Raw genomic sequence first — 15,631 nt, forward strand, 5'->3', positions numbered from 1 at the left:
ATACCCTTGGGGGTCGGGTTGTGAACAACCCTCTGCACGTAAGCGTGCCCTGTGCAGAGGGTTGCTCACAACCCGACCGGGGAACGGAAGTGACTCAGGTTGTGAGCAACCTGAGTCGGCTCGTGGAACTATCATTTTGTGTTAAGTATTTCCGGATTCCTTTTTCCGATTCTCCATGATCCGTCCTCTAAAAAGGGTACCCGATCCCAATATTAAAAACGGGATAATTGGCGCTTGAACGTCGGAAAGAAAACTTGGGAAGCAAGTAGCGCTCATCAATGGCAGTGGTTTGTCCGGCCGTATCTTTAACCACAAATTTTCGGCTGGGATCATACACTTTAATGCCCATGTCGAGACGGAAAATAAAATACGATAAATCATAGCGCAGCCCAACGCCTGTTCCAACGGCGATCTCTTTGTAAAAACGGCTAAGATCAAATACGCCGTTCAACGTATTTTGATTGGGACTGGTGCCTTTGTCGAGCCGCAAGCGCCACACATTGCCGACATCAACAAAGAGTGCATAATTAATATCGCCCACAAAACGGAACAAATGCCCCCGCAGCTCCATGTTAGCCTCCATCAGCACGTCGCCGAGTTGCTCAAAACGGTACTCATAACCGCTGTAATTCGTCACGCCGGGTTGCAGTGTGGTGGTTTCACCGTTTCTGAAAATCGGGCTGCCCGTTTGTAAGTCAACATTTGGATACGCCGAACCCAATCCCAATCGCCGTGGCGGCCAAGCGCGCAGGCTGTTGCTTCCTCCTCCCGTCAGTGACTTTTCATAGGGTGCTACGCGGCGGTTATTGTAGTTAAAGATCAACCCGGTATTGACACGGTATACCAATGTGCTTTTTGGGCCTATCGGTTTATAATTTCGGTATTCAACATTGCCTTTCAGAAACTTATATAACTCAAATCCTTCCAACCCTAACGATACTTTTTTTGGTTCCAGAAGGCTCAACGCGGTTCCGCCTGATTCAACAAAGAGCCTTAGATAATGAGCGCGACGGTTTTGTCCAATGATGTTGTTATTAAAAATATACGAAAAACTAACACTTGAAATAACGGCAGGCTGAAAGCTGAATTTAAGCGGATTACCGCCGTATTGGTAAAGGGAGTCGAGTAATTTTCCAAACTCACGACTTTGCTTACTTTGCAAAACACTCAAATCCACGGCGGTAAGGCTTAAGTATTCAAATTCGCTTTTTTTCCAGTTATACCTCAAACTTGCCTGAAAACCACTCCGAATAAAATCGGGGTCAGAACCCAAAAAATCGCGGTTGGTATAGTTATATCCAAGACTGACGATGGTGCGGGGCGTTTTTCGGTTAAAACCGGCGGCTATTTTTCCCGGAAACAAAAAGCGTGGAAAAATCAATGCCGTGTTTACTCCCATTTCAAGCGTCCGAACCAAGACAGCGTTGTTATTTAGCCCAAAGTTGGCATCCAATGCGCCGCGAAGGGATACTTCAAAATTCTCAAGTCGTCCGAAAATATTGCGTACCCGAAACGTGCCGTTCAAAAACGGCCCCGGCAAATTCTGCACGACATTGACCCCGCCTTCCCCCGTAACTTGGTATTTGTCGTGCGGAATTACCCGAATCAATGTTTTTATGTATCTGTCTGTGGTGTCGGTATCAATGTTAATAAACTGAAATTGATCCAATGCACTCAATTGACGAAAGGTTTCGTCCCAGTCGAGTTGGCGATACAAATTCCCCGGACGGATCAAAATTTTTCCATCCAACACACGGGGTGCATAATAATGTTTGGGGGTAAATGAATAATTAATGCCCCGGTATATTGTCGTATCATTTGTCGAAAAAGGGGGTTCACCGGGCAGGCTTTCTACCCTAAAACCTACAGGATTAAATCGATAACGGATGTGTTTATCCTGATTACGAGGATAATTTACCTGCAATCCTTTTATATCTACAATATGGAAAAGTGAATCTGTGGCCGAATTATGCCCCGTGGTATCTACCAAAAAGCCGCCGTTTCGCTTTCCCGTGGCACTTTGTACCGGACGAAGGTAATTTTTATCAAATCCGAAATAGCCATTGTTTCGCATCAATAACTCAACCCTGCTTATTTCACTTACGACGTCACTGTATTTGAAATTATTGCCCGATTTCAGGAAGGATGCGGTTTTGGTGGAGGATAATAAGCTATCAATGTCGGCGTCTTTGTGCGTCAGAACATCCACATTTCGTAATATATGCGGCAGCCCCTCGGCAATGTTATACGTAATACGAATTCTGCCGAAAATCGTATCGGGCAGGAATTCGACATTGGCATCCCGATAGCCTTCATTGACCAAATATCCTTTGATCTTAAGGGCATTATTTCGGGCATTTTTTTCTGAAAAATAAACAGGTGGCTCGCCCAAAGTGCGCATTGCCCAGCTTCCTTCTTCGATTCGGAGACGGTATTTATTCACCATCCGATTATACTTTCGGCGAAGTCGGGAAAGCTTGCGGGAGTCATCAGCGTACAAGGTGAATTGACGCTCATAATAGCGGCTAAGTGTATCAAATCGAATGCGTTGGGTTTCGCGGTCATAGCGTTTGTCCAACGCCTGATAGATCCAAAGTGAAACCGTAGCGCCGGGAATTCCCAGAAAACGTTTGTTGGGCCGCTGGGGTAACAATGGCTCCAAGTCTTCGGTTTTTACCGCAGAATTTCCTTTAAAAAGCTGATTTCCCAACAGATATTCGTCTTTTTTGAGAGCGCTTTTGTGGGAGCACCCTGCCAAAAAGAAAAATGAGCCGACTAAAAACAGGGTCGACAATTGAGCCGGTTTAGTCGCTTTATGATACTGAATTGTATCTTTGCCCTTTGACAATTCGGGCACATGCCCCGCAGTAGCATAAAATCTTTTCAGAGCGACAAAACCGGCTTTTCGAAGCATTCAGAATCCTTTTTGAAAAATTGATATATCACGCAAATGTTATCCAAAAATCTAATAAAATACCTTCATTCACTGCAATTAAAGAAATATAGGCAAGAACACAATACTTTTTTGGTAGAAGGTGCCAAGAGTGTATTAGAACTGTTAGCGTCTGATTTTCAGATTGAATCGGTTGTTACTACTGACATATTTTACAAAGAAAACAGTCAAAAATTGGATAAACAACCTTTTCGCGTCGAAATAGCCACGGCCGACGAACTTTCCCGCGCCGGCACGCTGCAAACCAACGACGCCGCGTTGGCCGTAGTAAAAACGAAACCGAACGATTTTTTGTATGCCGAAAAGGGAGAATACGTACTCGTGCTCGACGATATCCGCGACCCCGGCAATTTGGGCACCATCATCCGCATTGCCGATTGGTATGGCATCACCAAGATCATCTGCTCCCTGACCACCACCGATTGGTACAATCCCAAAGTCATCGCCGCGAGTAAAGGGTCATTTACGCGCGTGAGAGGGTATTATACGGAGTTGGCTGCATATTTGGAAAAAGTGAGGAATACGGAACAGGGAACAGGGGTATATGGGACATTTCTGGAAGGAAAAAACATTCACCAAACTACCTTTACCGATACCGGTTACATCGTAATGGGCAATGAATCCAATGGCATTAGCCCGACGGTCGAGAAATTCGTTTCTCAAAAAATTACGATCCCGCGCTTCGGCGGCGCAGAATCGTTGAATGTAGGCATTGCAGCAGCGGTGGTACTGGATAATTTGCAGAGGAAATAAACGCCCGAAATCCTATTACGGCTTTCTTTGTATTTCAAAGGTGAGCGGTAATACGTACCACTCTTTATTTGTTATTTCGAAAAACACTTTTCCGTTTTCCTCTTTCAAATTTGCTTCTTTAGTATCTGCCAAATGGTCCGAAAAAACGGTTCTTATTCTATTTTGCAACGAGCCGGAGGATTGCCATTCAATTTTCTTTTCAGCCGTTTATAAACTTTTTCAAAAAAAGTTTGGTTGATATATCAACTATATTTACTTTTGTGCCATGATAACGCAGGAAGAATTAAACATCAAGGAGAAAATCCATAACAGTTTGGGACAGCTTTTGACGTTCAACATCAATCAGGTATCGCACCTGTTTATTCGCAAGGTAAACCGTGAGTTGAGCAAATCGGGTTCTTCTTTACAGGTAGAACAGTTTCCTATTTTGTTTTTGCTCGCCCATTCCACCGAAGGATCGCTTTCACAACAGGATATTGCCAATTTTTTACAGAAGGACAAATCGGGCATTCAACGCTCTATTCGCACTTTAGAGCGCGATGGATACCTTCGAATTACGGCAGATGACAATGACCGCCGTAAAAATTTAGTACAACTTACTCCGGCGGGAAAGTTAACGATTGAAAAGATCAGCGAGAAAGCTGCCGCGATCAATCAGGAAATAACAAGCCGACTTACCCCGGAAGAAGTTTCCACCATGTTGACGCTGTTAAGAAAAATCACCGCAACAATGGAAAGTTAGTTTTTTTATTTAATTAGTTGATATGTCTACCATTGATATATCAACAATACAAATTTTTCTTTATTTTTTACAAACATGAAACGATTAGCAGCCTTTTTAATGATCTCAATGGCAGCGATCTTGCCCGGCTCAGCGCAACAGGGCAAGTCGTTGAAAGAATGTATTGATTATGGCCTTCAACACTACGGCACCATTCGGGTAGCGCAATATCAGGTGGAAACGGCCAACCAACAGGCGCGTCAGGCGCTTGGACAATATTTGCCCCAAGTAACCGGAACGGGGAATTATACGGACAACCTCAAACTGCAATCCACGCTGCTTCCGGCAGGCTTTGCAGGCCCTGAGCCGACCCGTATCTCATTGGGTTCCAAGTACCAAACCAATCTCTCGGCCCAATTGACCCAGACGATCTATGACAAATCGTTGCTCATTGGCATCAAAGCCAACGAAGCAAATCAAAAATTGGCCGATCTGAATGTTCGCCAAACGCGCGAGGAGATCATCTACAACATTGCCACCAATTATTACCAGGTGTTCATTGTCCAACAGCAAATTGCATTGCTCAAAGACAACCTCAACCGCACACAGCAGGTATTGAATATCCTGAAGTTGCAACGCGACAATGGAGTTCTTCAACCGATTGATTATACCAATACAGAAGTTACTTACAACAATACGCGCTCGCAACTTTCGCTTAGCGAAAACAATTTGGCACTGGCTCTCAACCGTTTAAAATACCAAATGGGCCTTTCGCAGGACCAAGAGCTCACCCTTTCTGATACACTTTTGTTGAAACAGGTACCTACGTTGGAGCAATCTAACTTCAACGCGCAGAGCCTGATCTCGTACCAAAAGGCTACCGCCAATCTGAACCTTCAACGTCTTCAGTTGTTGCGCACCAAGGCAGGTTATCAGCCAACGTTAAATTTTACGGCTAACTACGGCACCTTGGCATTGGGTAATAAATTTGCCGATGGCTTCCGCAATTTTACGGGCTTCGGCAGCATCGGATTACGTTTGAATATTCCCATTTTTGACGGATTTCAGCGTGATGCGCAGATTCAGCAAAACCGCCTGACGGTGCTGACGCAGGAAGAACAACTTAGACTGAATACGGCTGCGTATCAATTGCAGTTCAGCAATGCGCAATCGCAGATCCAAAAATCGCAAACGAACATTCAGAACGACGACCGAAACGTGAAGCTGGCCCAGGAAGTCTATAACATCACCACATTGCAATATAAACAAGGCACGAAATCACTGACGGACCTCATCAACGCCGACAATTCGTACCGACAGGCGCAGTCGAATTACATCAATTCACTGATCAATTTTTACCAAGCCCGCCTTGATCTGGAACAATCGCAGGGCTCATTACTTACTTTTTATAATCAACTTTAGAACATCCGGCCAACATAATGAAAAAGACCACATTCATCGTCATCGGAGCCGCATTGGCCATCATCGGTCTGATTGCCTTTCGTCTCTCCTCCAATAAAAAGAAAATAGACGTACAGAATCAGTTGCCTACCACCACCGTCAACACCACCATTCCCGTTACGGTGAGTCGGGTAGAAGAAGGTGATGTAAGTCAGCAGCTTATCAAAACGGGGAATTTAATTCCTTTCAAAGAAGCCAACATCACGGCTACGACTGCCGGTCGAGTAACCAACGTAAATTTTGAATTGGGCTCGCAGGTAAGCCAAGGATCAGTACTGGTTCAGATCGACAATAAATTAAAAGAATTGTCATTGGAAGCTACGCAACTCACCATCAACAAGTTAAAGAAAGACGTTGACCGCTACAACACGCTTTTGGCAGGAAATGCTACCACTGAACTTCAGGTGAACGATGTGAAATATAACTACGAAAACGCCATGAATCAGGCGGAGCAGATCAAAAAGCAATTGCAGGACGCCAACGTAAAATCGCCCATCAGCGGCCGTATTATTAAGAAAGATATTGAAGCAGGTGAGTACATCACCGTTGGAGCTGTACTCGGTACGGTGTTGGATGTAGCGCGTCTGAAAGTAGATGTGCAGGTCAACGAAAGCGATGTGTATCAACTGCGTTTAGGTCAACCCGTTCGCATTACCAGCGATGTCTTTCCGGGCCAGCCTCTTTCGGGTAAGATCTCGTACATCGCGCCGCAGGGAAGCGCCGAACATAATTATCCGGTCGAAATTACGGTCAATAATACTAACGGTTTAAAAGCAGGAACATTTGTTAACGTTGATTTTTCGCAGAAATCAAATCAAAAATCGCTGCAGATTCCGCGCATCGCGTTGGTTGAAAGTCTTAAAAATCCGTACGTGTACGTGGTCAACAACAACGTAGCGCAACAGCGCGTCATTAAGCTTGGACGCGAATTGGGCGATAAAATAGAAGTTCTCAGCGGCCTTTCAGCGGGCGAAACAGTGGTCGTAACGGGCCAACTCAACCTCAGCGAAGGCAAACCGGTACAGATCACAAAATAAGCCATCAGCGATTGTGGATTTTCGATTGGCGATTTATTGAAAATCGAGAATCTGCAATTCCAATGGCATAATCGAAAATAAAAAATTACAACTATGTCAATAACCGAAATTGCCGTCAAACGACCACTCTTGGTCACAACGGTATTTATCGTTCTGATTTTGTTCGGTGTGCTGGGCTACAAGCAACTGTCCTACAATCTATTACCCAAATTTGAAGCCAACGTTATCAGCGTAGCTACGACCTACATCGGGGCCTCTGCCGATGAGGTAGAAACCAACGTGACCAAACGTATCGAAGATGCGTTATCATCACTCGAAGGACTTGATCGCATGACTTCCTCTTCGCAACAGGGAGTGTCGATTGTAACCATTCAATTGAAGAACGGCATTAATACGACCTTGGCCCAACAGGATGCCCAACGGAAAGTAGAGCAGATCATTAACTCGCTGCCCGACGAAGCTGACCGCCCCATTGTCAATAAATTCTCGACCGACGAATTACCCGTTCTACGGATGGGGGTTACGGCCGAACTATCACCTACCGAACTTTTCGACCTGATCGACGATGAGTTAAAGCCGCAACTTTCCAACGTTCCCGGCGTAGGGCAAGTGAACCTTATCGGAGGAAATGAGCGCCAAATTCAGGTAAACGTTGACAGCGAAAAACTTCGCGCTTACGGTATTTCTATTGTGCAGGTGTCGCAGGCCATCAACAGCGCCAACACCAGCTATCCGGCAGGGCAGCTTGAAACGCGCGAGTCGCAGTATTCCATTCGTTTTGATGCCTCCATCGCTAACACCAACCGCATGCGCGATCTGGTCGTGGCACGTCGGGCCGATGGCAGTGAAGTATTGTTGAAAAATGTGGCAGAGGTTGTTGATGCAACCGCCAAACCAACTGCCATTAACCACATCAACGCCAAACCTTCGATCGGTATTCAAATTCTGAAACAATCGGATGCCAACGCGGTATCAGTGAGCGAGTTGGTGCGGGCAAAAATTACATTACTGGAAAAACAACATAACAGTCAACACCTGAAATTCACCATCGCTTCCGACCAATCTGTTTACACGTTGGCTTCGGCTCACGCGGTAGTTGACGACTTGTTTTTGGCGATCTTGATCGTGTCGGTCGTGATGCTGATGTTTTTGCACAGTTTTCGTTCGTCGTTGTTTGTGTTGGTGGCTTTGCCATCTTCTATTCTGCCTACGTTTTTGTTGATGTATCTGGCGGGCTTTTCGCTCAATATGATGACGCTGATGGCGCTTTCATTGGTGGTCGGGATTCTGGTCGATGACTCCATTGTAGTTTTGGAAAACATTAACCGACACCTCGAAATGGGCAAAGACCGCCGAACCGCCGCCCTCGACGGACGGAGTGAGATCGGTTTTACGGCTCTTGCGATTACCTTGGTCGACGTGGTGGTATTCGTACCGTTGGCGCTTACGGGTGGTTTGATCGGAAATATTTTGCGGGAATTCTCTCTCGTAGTTGTTTTCTCTACCCTGATGAGTTTGGTTGTTTCCTTTACCTTGACACCCTTACTGGTTTCACGTTTCGGAAAAATGGAAACCCTGAATCCCAAAAGTTTGTGGGGAAAACTGAACATCGGTTTTGAGCATTTCCTTGACCGCGTCATTGCCGTATATACCGGCGCTTTAACGTGGGTGCTTGGCCACAAACGTTGGTTGTACCTTGGCGTTATTGCCTTATTTGTCGGGACAGTTGCATTGGTTCCGGCAGGATTTATCGGCGCAGCCTTTATGCCTAAAAGTGATCAGGGAGAAATGACCATTCAGTTGGAAATGGCTCCTACGGCTTCTATTTATCAAACCAACGCCATTGCCCAACGCGCCGAGCAGATCATTATGCAACACCCTGAAGTGACGAACGTATTCTCCAACATTGGATACACCAGCAGCGGAATAAGTACGGCTTCCAACAGTAACGTTGCGGATATAAACGTGAAGCTCGTTGATAAAAAACAACGGAAACTCTCGACCGATGATTTTGGGCAAATGCTAAAAAAAGAAGTGGGTCAGCTTCCCGGCGTAAAAGTAACGGTAAGTCCGGCCAGTATTGTGGGTTCTTCGCAGGCACCCATTCAAATCGCGATCAAAGGAACGAGTTTGGAAGTGATTCGTAAAACGGCGGCGGAAGCGCTTAAAGTAGTGCAGTCGATTCCCGGCACGCAGGATGTAAAATATTCGGTCAAAGATCCCAAGCCTGAAATTACGGTCGATTTGAATCGTGAAAGAATGGCGCAGTTGGGCATTAGTGCCTCGGAGGTAGGGATGGGCTTGCAAAATGCATTCCGTGGCAATGACCGTTCTAAATTCAAACAAAACGGCAACGAATACGACATTCTCATTAGCCTCGATCAATTTGACCGCACCAGTCTGGACGATGTAAGTCACCTGCTTTTTGTGAACAATCAAGGCAAAGCATTTGAATTGTCGCAGTTTGCCAAAGTGCAGGAACAGATCGGGGAAAGCGTCCTCGAACGCATCGACCGCCTATCGTCCATCACCGTCAATGCGCAGGTAGTTGGCCGCCCGGTGGGTACGGTAGGGGCTGATATTCAGAAGAAAATGGCGCAGGTAAAACTACCCGAAGGCGTATCGGTTCAGTATCTGGGTCAAATGCAGCAGCAATCTGATGCTTTTGGCAGCTTGGGACTCGCGCTCGGAATCGCCATTCTGTTGGTGTACTTCGTCATGGTGGGATTGTACGAAAGTGTGATTTATCCTTTCGTCGTATTATTCTCCATTCCGGTAGCCCTGATCGGTGCCATCTTGGCATTAGCGCTGACGATGGAAAGCATGACGGTTTTCTCGATTGTAGGGATGATCATGTTGCTCGGTTTGGTGGCGAAAAATGCCATTTTGATCGTAGACTTTACCAATCAGTTAAAAGAACAGGGACATGACGTCGTTCACGCACTCATTGAAGCAGGAAAAGAACGGATGCGTCCTATTCTGATGACTACTTTGGCAATGGTGTTCGGGATGTTGCCGATTGCTTTAGCGAGCGGTGCCGGTGCCGAAACCAAAAACGGCATGGCGTGGGTTATCATCGGTGGTTTGACCAGTTCATTGGTACTTACGCTGTTTGTCGTTCCCGCCACTTATCTGATCGTTGACCGCTTGAAAGACCGTTTCAGCGAAAAAAATAAAAAGCCCAAGAAATCTCAGAAACCGGCGATTTCAGAAGCTATCTGATTTTCTTTATTCACACTTTACCCTAGTTAGTTCAAGCCCGTTTCGGAATTCTGATGCGGGCTTTTTTTGCGCCTTACAAATAAGAACAACTGTTTATCAACTATTTGCATTTTTTCGCTTCCATAATCTTGAATATTTCCAAGATTTCAGGCATTTGCCTATCGATCATTTCGAAACTTTTCGTTTTCTCTTGCAATTATGCCCTTTTGATAAACGCTTAAGTGCTTGAGAAAAAATTTATAACTCTTTCTTCGGTTACCGGTCGGGTTGTGAGCAACCTTCTGCACTCTACATGCGAAAACCGGCCGGCGGCTGCCGTTGTTTACAATCCGACCGAATCATCAAATTTTGCTCAACCGCTTACTGTTAGCCATAAAAAAACCGCTCTTCGATATAGAAGAACGGTTTTATCGTCATTGTCTCTAAACTAAATCATATGAGTTACTGCTTTGGATTTTTGACAGGAACACTGCCCTCTGCCGGCTTGTTGTAGGCCAACTCGTTGTCGGGCACATCCCAATAATCAAGGAAGTTGTAGTTAATGGTTGCTTTGGTATTGACCTTACCGTTCTTATCTACCACCACGGCGTTAGTACGACCTCCTCCTGCCGATACATCATCAATCACACTCCAGCGGCGCGCGTCGTAAAAAGCCAACCCTCTGAAAGGTAACACCACACGACGCTCACGACGCAATTCTTCCTTCGCAGCAGTCAACGCAAGATTGGTTCCGGCAACAGGTGCCAGACCGGCTCCCTGCAGGGTACGAATAGCGTCAATAATTTTCAGTCCATCTTCGATCTTTCCCGTATTAATGAGCGCTTCTGCTTTCATCAATTCGTTTTCTTCGTACGTGCCCGCCATGTAAAGTTCGTACTTTCCGACCTCTCTGGTTCCCAATGACACTACACCCGGCAGTCCTTTACCACCATCGATCAAATACCAACGACTGTTAAAAATATTTCCCCGGTCATTGTTACCGATCCACGTAGCAGCATCCGATCTGAAGTTGTTTTCCAGGCGTTTATCACCCGTTTTAAAATCCTGAACCAAACGCTCGCTGATGTGGTATCCCGGTTGTGCGCCGGTGGAGATCGCCGCCGGCGTATTGCCCGATGCCGCAAAGAAATCGCTGGTGGCATTGGAACGCCCCGTAAATACCTTGTCACTCGTCTGAATACCGGCATTGACCAAATCCAGAATGGAAGTCCATTGCGCGGCGGTCATCGTTTTAGTGGTGGTGTTTACCAAAATATTCCGGGCTTTCATGGTATTGATGTTACGCTTCCACATGTCTACGGTCAATACTCCGCCTTTACCCACTTGAAAAATATCAGGAATCAACTTGCCAACCACTTCCGCATAATCGGTAGCGCTGGTAGAAGCGGTAAGTGCAGCGGCGGCTTTGTCAAAATTGCTGTTGGATTCTTTGATGATATCTTCTTTGGTCACAAACTTTCCGTTGGTATTGACGGGATCATCGTTGATAATACCCGCGTAGTAGATCGAACCAATACGCGCATAAGCGTAACCTTTCCACCAGTAAGCCCATGCCTTTAAGGTGCTCTTTTTGGTTTCAGCATTACCCGAAAACGTAGTTTTATCAACCAAAGCCAAGATATTGTTTCCTGCGGCGTTAAGGGCGTACATATACGCCCACTCGTAGTATAACGGGTTATCACTGGCGTTGGCGTTGATATTTACCTGACGCAACATATCCGGCTGACGCAGAGGCGAGTTGGGGTTATTTACTTTCGAGTTATCGTCCAATATAACGTAGTTGGCTACGCCGAGTTCGTTACCGCGCTGGTTGGCCGCTTCGTAGCCTACGTTATCCCCCATGATCTCGTGGTACGAAAAAGGATCGCCCCAGAATGTTCCCTGAAAACCAAAGTATTTGAGGGTATAAAATCCGTTGATGTACACGCTTCCCTGCGCCAGAGAAATGAGTCCTTTCTCCGTATCGGCACTTCCTGTTGTTGGCAGGTTAGGGTTTTTTACGTCCAATTGGTCTTTGCAACCCGAAAGCATCACCAATGCTCCCAAAATAAATAATTGTATCTTTCTCATTTTCATTTCATGTTTTAAGTCAATCACCAATTCCTTTTAGAACCCGAAGTTGAGCGTAGCCTGATACGATCTAAAGTTAGGCATTGTGCTGTGGTCCGTTCCTCTGTCCCAAGCTGAGTTGACAGAACCTGAACTGATCTCAGGATCCATGCCCGTGTATTTGGTGAAAGTCAACAGGTTACGTCCCGACAACACCAATTGGAGGCGTTTGAACACCGGAAGCTTGGTCATTTTGGCAAAATCAATTCCTATGGCAACGTTACGAAGACGTACATACGAAGCATCTTCGTAGAAATAATTTTTGGTACCGTTCCGTGTTACGGCGGCATATACTCCGCGGTAGAAAGCCGTCCAGGCTCCCGTCTGCCCGTCGATGGTCAACGGCACCGCGTAGTCGGCGTGGATACCGTCGCGGTACATCCATTCTTTGGTTTGATTGTAAAGGTGAGCGCCTTGCAACCAATCCAATTGGAATGAGAATGTCAGGAAATTCTTGAACGTAAAATCGTTGATGAACGACATGTTAAACTTCGGATTAGGGTCACCAAAGCTATATTTATCGGGCGTTACGTACGGAAATTTCGTGGCTTTGTTAACTACCCAACCATTGCTGGCCAAGGTATATTGTGCCTGCTCACTTTCAGGAATATAATAGCTTCCGTCGGCTTTTTGGGCTTTCACATCATGCAACATGAAGTGGCCGTATAACTGACCGATCTTCTCTCCGGCACGCAACACGTAGTTGGTACTTCCCGCGTTGGAGATCACCACAATTTCCTGATTTCCTACCACCGAATAGATCTTGGAAGTTTGCTTTCCAAAGTTAACGGTCGTATTCCAGGTAAAGCCGCGCTGTTTGAACGCTGTTGTTGATAAAGAAGCCTGGAATCCGTTGGAACCAATCGAGAAAGCATTGGTTTTGAGCGTTCCCGAACCGGTCGATGGCGCTACGTCAACGTTGTAGATAGCGTTGTCGGTGCTTCTTTTCCAGTACGTAGCCGATAGGCGTACGTTATTTAGCCAATCAGATCCTTTCGTAACGTTAAACGTCAGGTCCGTTCCTATTTCCAATTCTTTTGACACCTCTACACCCAAGTCAGGGTTGTTTTGATTGGGCGAGAAATAAAAGGCATTGCCCGCACCTAACACTTTGGTACTCAGGGTTACATAACGGTCAAAAGGTTGTGGTTGAATACCCGCTTCACCGTAAGCCGCTCTCAGCTTAAATTCGGGAATACGGTCAGACAGGCTGCTGTTTGACCAGAAAGGCAATGATGAAACCCGGAAATAAATATCTCCGCGCGGGAACGTAAACGGCTTGGAACCGCGACCGAATGCCGACGAGTAATCGCTTCTGAAACCACCCGATATCCCCACAATTTCACCGTATTCAATGCGCTGATTGACTAAGTAGCCGTACGTAATAAAAGGCTCAGTATAATCACGGAACACCTTAAATGACGTTCCCTGCTCAGAAGTAAAAGGCGTGTATGTTGGCAAACCGGCCGTAGCAGCAGAATACTCTTGGTATTTGTTTTTACGATAATCGAACGATACCTGCGTAGTGGTAGTGATCGGAATATTCAGGTTGAAATCGTTTTTGAAATCGGTCCGAATGTAGGCCGTTGCCAAAAAGTTCTGAAACGTAGTTTTGTAGTTGTACTTGTCAATCCCACCGGTATTGTCGGGCGAAATGGTCGTACCTGACCAGTGCGATGTAGCATTTGAATTCAGGTTCTCCGACTGATTTTGCGCAGTAAAAGTTTTGTCTTCCACTCGGTAGTTAAGCCCATATTTAGCATCCAGTTCTACAAACTTATTGATGTTATAATTTAAGTTAAAGCTTTGAAGAACGTCTACTTTATTATTTAATGAGTTTGTATAATATTGTGTATAGATGGGGTTATTTCCGTTTACCCCAACCGCATCGCCCAAATAAACACTGGGACTGCCATCTGTGAGTCTGGCATCGTAGTCAGCAAAAGCGCGACTATTGAAAATAGGATACACCAGGCCCTGATTCCCGTTAACGGTATTTTTAGTGTATACCAACTGGGTAGTACTGCGCAATTTCAGCCCTTTTGCCAATTCAGCCCCAACGTTTGATACCAAATTGGTACGGTCATTATAACCATTATCCAAAAAGTTGCTGTTCTGATGGTTGTTTGCCAACGAAAGGCTAAAATCAAACTTTTCCTTCCCGCCCGAAATAGAGAGGCTGTTGTTGTAGGTATTGGCCGGCACAAAAAATTCGCTGAAGTGATCATGATACTTCAAATTGGCGTTGTAGGGTTTATTGGTCAGGTTGGCGGGATCAGTACTGTTCCAAATAACGTTTTCAGTATACGCGCCGGTTGTAGGATCAATGGTAATAGGCTTCCCTGAACTACCGATCACATTGCCGCTTGCATCCGTATTATATCCATGAAACTGTGATTTAGCGACTCCTCCAATATTAAGATAAGTATTATTGGTAATACCCGTCGAAAAGTCGATGTTCAATTGTCCGTTCTTCCCTTTTTTGGTAAACAATTGAATTACCCCGTTGGCACCCTGCGCACCGTAGATAGAAGCTGACGCTGCTCCCTGCACTACCTCAACACGCTCAATGTTGCTCAGATCCAAGCTGTTAAGGTCGGTGGCGGCCATTTGAATACCATCTACCAAGATCATCGGCGTTGTTCCACGATTGACCGAGTTGATCCCGCGCAACAAAATGTTGACAGGCGCACCCGGCGTACCATCACCACTTTTGATCAACGCACCGGGAATCTTACCGATAAGTGCCTGATCTACCGAAGCACTTGGCGTAGAAGGCAGATCCTTTGCCATTACCGCTTCTACCGAAATACCCAGGCGAGCTTTTGAAATAGCAATCCCCGAACCCGTTACAACCACTTCGGAAAGTAATTTTGTATCTGACTGCAACTTTGCGTCGATCACTGTCGAATTGCCAATGGTAATTTCCAAAGGAGTCATCCCCACAAAACTGAACACTAAAATTCCTGCATTTGAAGGAACGGTAAGACTATACGCACCGTCGCCGTTTGTTGTAGTACCTTGGCTTGTGCCCTTTACTAATACTGAAACCCCGGGCAGTGGAGAGCCATCGTCAGAAGCGGTGACCTTACCGGTTATTTTGCGTTCCTGGGCATACAGCACGCCCAACCAGCCTACCATAAGTAGGCTAACAAGTAGCATTTTTTTCATACGACTATTTAGTTTAAGTTAAGAATAGCAATTTACTAAAAAAGAAGAAACTTATTTATCTAAAGAAATTAAAAAACCATTAAAACAAAATAAAATTTTAGAATATACCGGAGTATCTATATAAAATATTTAAATAATACTCTATAAGCGAATCATAATCGCCTTTTTGTAGAACTGAGTGCTGTAAACGTTTCTGAAGTAGTA

At 45.5% G+C, this 15,631-nt stretch carries 8 protein-coding genes; 5 read left to right on the plus strand and 3 right to left on the minus strand.

Features of this window, described 5'->3' with window-relative positions:
- Window positions 1-187 precede the first annotated feature (187 nt).
- Entirely contained in the window at window positions 188-2,914 is a 2,727-nt protein-coding gene (locus ACQY73_RS05670; RefSeq protein ID WP_428662676.1) for a BamA/TamA family outer membrane protein, read from the minus strand.
- A 36-nt stretch (window positions 2,915-2,950) separates the two neighbouring features.
- Between ACQY73_RS05670 and ACQY73_RS05675 the strand changes: the two genes are divergently transcribed.
- The 5 genes from ACQY73_RS05675 to ACQY73_RS05695 all read left to right on the plus strand — a co-directional run bounded on the left by ACQY73_RS05675 (window position 2,951) and on the right by ACQY73_RS05695 (window position 10,147).
- A complete protein-coding gene (locus ACQY73_RS05675; protein ID WP_428662679.1) occupies window positions 2,951-3,706 on the plus strand; it encodes a TrmH family RNA methyltransferase in 756 nt (251 codons plus the stop codon).
- 265 nt (window positions 3,707-3,971) lie between these two features.
- Window positions 3,972-4,448, plus strand: a complete 477-nt coding sequence (locus tag ACQY73_RS05680) for a MarR family winged helix-turn-helix transcriptional regulator (protein WP_428662682.1) — start codon at window positions 3,972-3,974, stop codon at window positions 4,446-4,448.
- 75 nt (window positions 4,449-4,523) lie between these two features.
- Window positions 4,524-5,849 carry a TolC family protein gene (locus ACQY73_RS05685; RefSeq protein ID WP_428662685.1) on the plus strand — a complete coding sequence of 442 codons (1,326 nt, stop codon included), beginning with the start codon at window positions 4,524-4,526 and terminating at the stop codon, window positions 5,847-5,849.
- A gap of 17 nt (window positions 5,850-5,866) precedes the next feature.
- A complete protein-coding gene (locus tag ACQY73_RS05690) occupies window positions 5,867-6,925 on the plus strand; it encodes an efflux RND transporter periplasmic adaptor subunit (protein WP_428662687.1) in 1,059 nt (352 codons plus the stop codon).
- A gap of 93 nt (window positions 6,926-7,018) precedes the next feature.
- The gene (locus ACQY73_RS05695; protein WP_428662689.1) at window positions 7,019-10,147 is read left to right on the plus strand and encodes an efflux RND transporter permease subunit; all 3,129 of its coding nucleotides are present in this window, start codon (window positions 7,019-7,021) and stop codon (window positions 10,145-10,147) included.
- A gap of 441 nt (window positions 10,148-10,588) precedes the next feature.
- On the opposite strand, the gene ACQY73_RS05700 is transcribed toward ACQY73_RS05695, so the two are convergent.
- Together ACQY73_RS05700 and ACQY73_RS05705 are read right to left on the minus strand one after the other, a co-directional pair.
- On the minus strand, window positions 10,589-12,217 hold the full coding sequence (locus ACQY73_RS05700; RefSeq protein ID WP_428662691.1) for a RagB/SusD family nutrient uptake outer membrane protein: 1,629 nt from the start codon (window positions 12,215-12,217) through the stop codon (window positions 10,589-10,591).
- Between the two features lie 36 nt (window positions 12,218-12,253).
- Entirely contained in the window at window positions 12,254-15,427 is a 3,174-nt protein-coding gene (locus ACQY73_RS05705) for a SusC/RagA family TonB-linked outer membrane protein (protein WP_428662694.1), read from the minus strand.
- Between the last annotated feature and the right edge of the window lie 204 nt (window positions 15,428-15,631).

This window comes from Runella sp., from assembly GCF_965279615.1.
Taxonomy (GTDB): domain Bacteria; phylum Bacteroidota; class Bacteroidia; order Cytophagales; family Spirosomataceae; genus Runella.

What these genes read in the sequence shown, in the direction of transcription:
- ACQY73_RS05685 (WP_428662685.1), top strand. Translation starts at nt 4,524, where the DNA reads ATGAAACGATTAGCAGCCTTTTTAATGATCTCAATGGCAGCGATCTTG.
- ACQY73_RS05705 (WP_428662694.1), bottom strand. Translation starts at nt 15,427, where the DNA reads ATGAAAAAAATGCTACTTGTTAGCCTACTTATGGTAGGCTGGTTGGGC.
- ACQY73_RS05675 (WP_428662679.1), top strand. Translation starts at nt 2,951, where the DNA reads ATGTTATCCAAAAATCTAATAAAATACCTTCATTCACTGCAATTAAAG.
- ACQY73_RS05670 (WP_428662676.1), bottom strand. Translation starts at nt 2,914, where the DNA reads ATGCTTCGAAAAGCCGGTTTTGTCGCTCTGAAAAGATTTTATGCTACT.
- ACQY73_RS05700 (WP_428662691.1), bottom strand. Translation starts at nt 12,217, where the DNA reads ATGAGAAAGATACAATTATTTATTTTGGGAGCATTGGTGATGCTTTCG.
- ACQY73_RS05690 (WP_428662687.1), top strand. Translation starts at nt 5,867, where the DNA reads ATGAAAAAGACCACATTCATCGTCATCGGAGCCGCATTGGCCATCATC.
- ACQY73_RS05680 (WP_428662682.1), top strand. Translation starts at nt 3,972, where the DNA reads ATGATAACGCAGGAAGAATTAAACATCAAGGAGAAAATCCATAACAGT.
- ACQY73_RS05695 (WP_428662689.1), top strand. Translation starts at nt 7,019, where the DNA reads ATGTCAATAACCGAAATTGCCGTCAAACGACCACTCTTGGTCACAACG.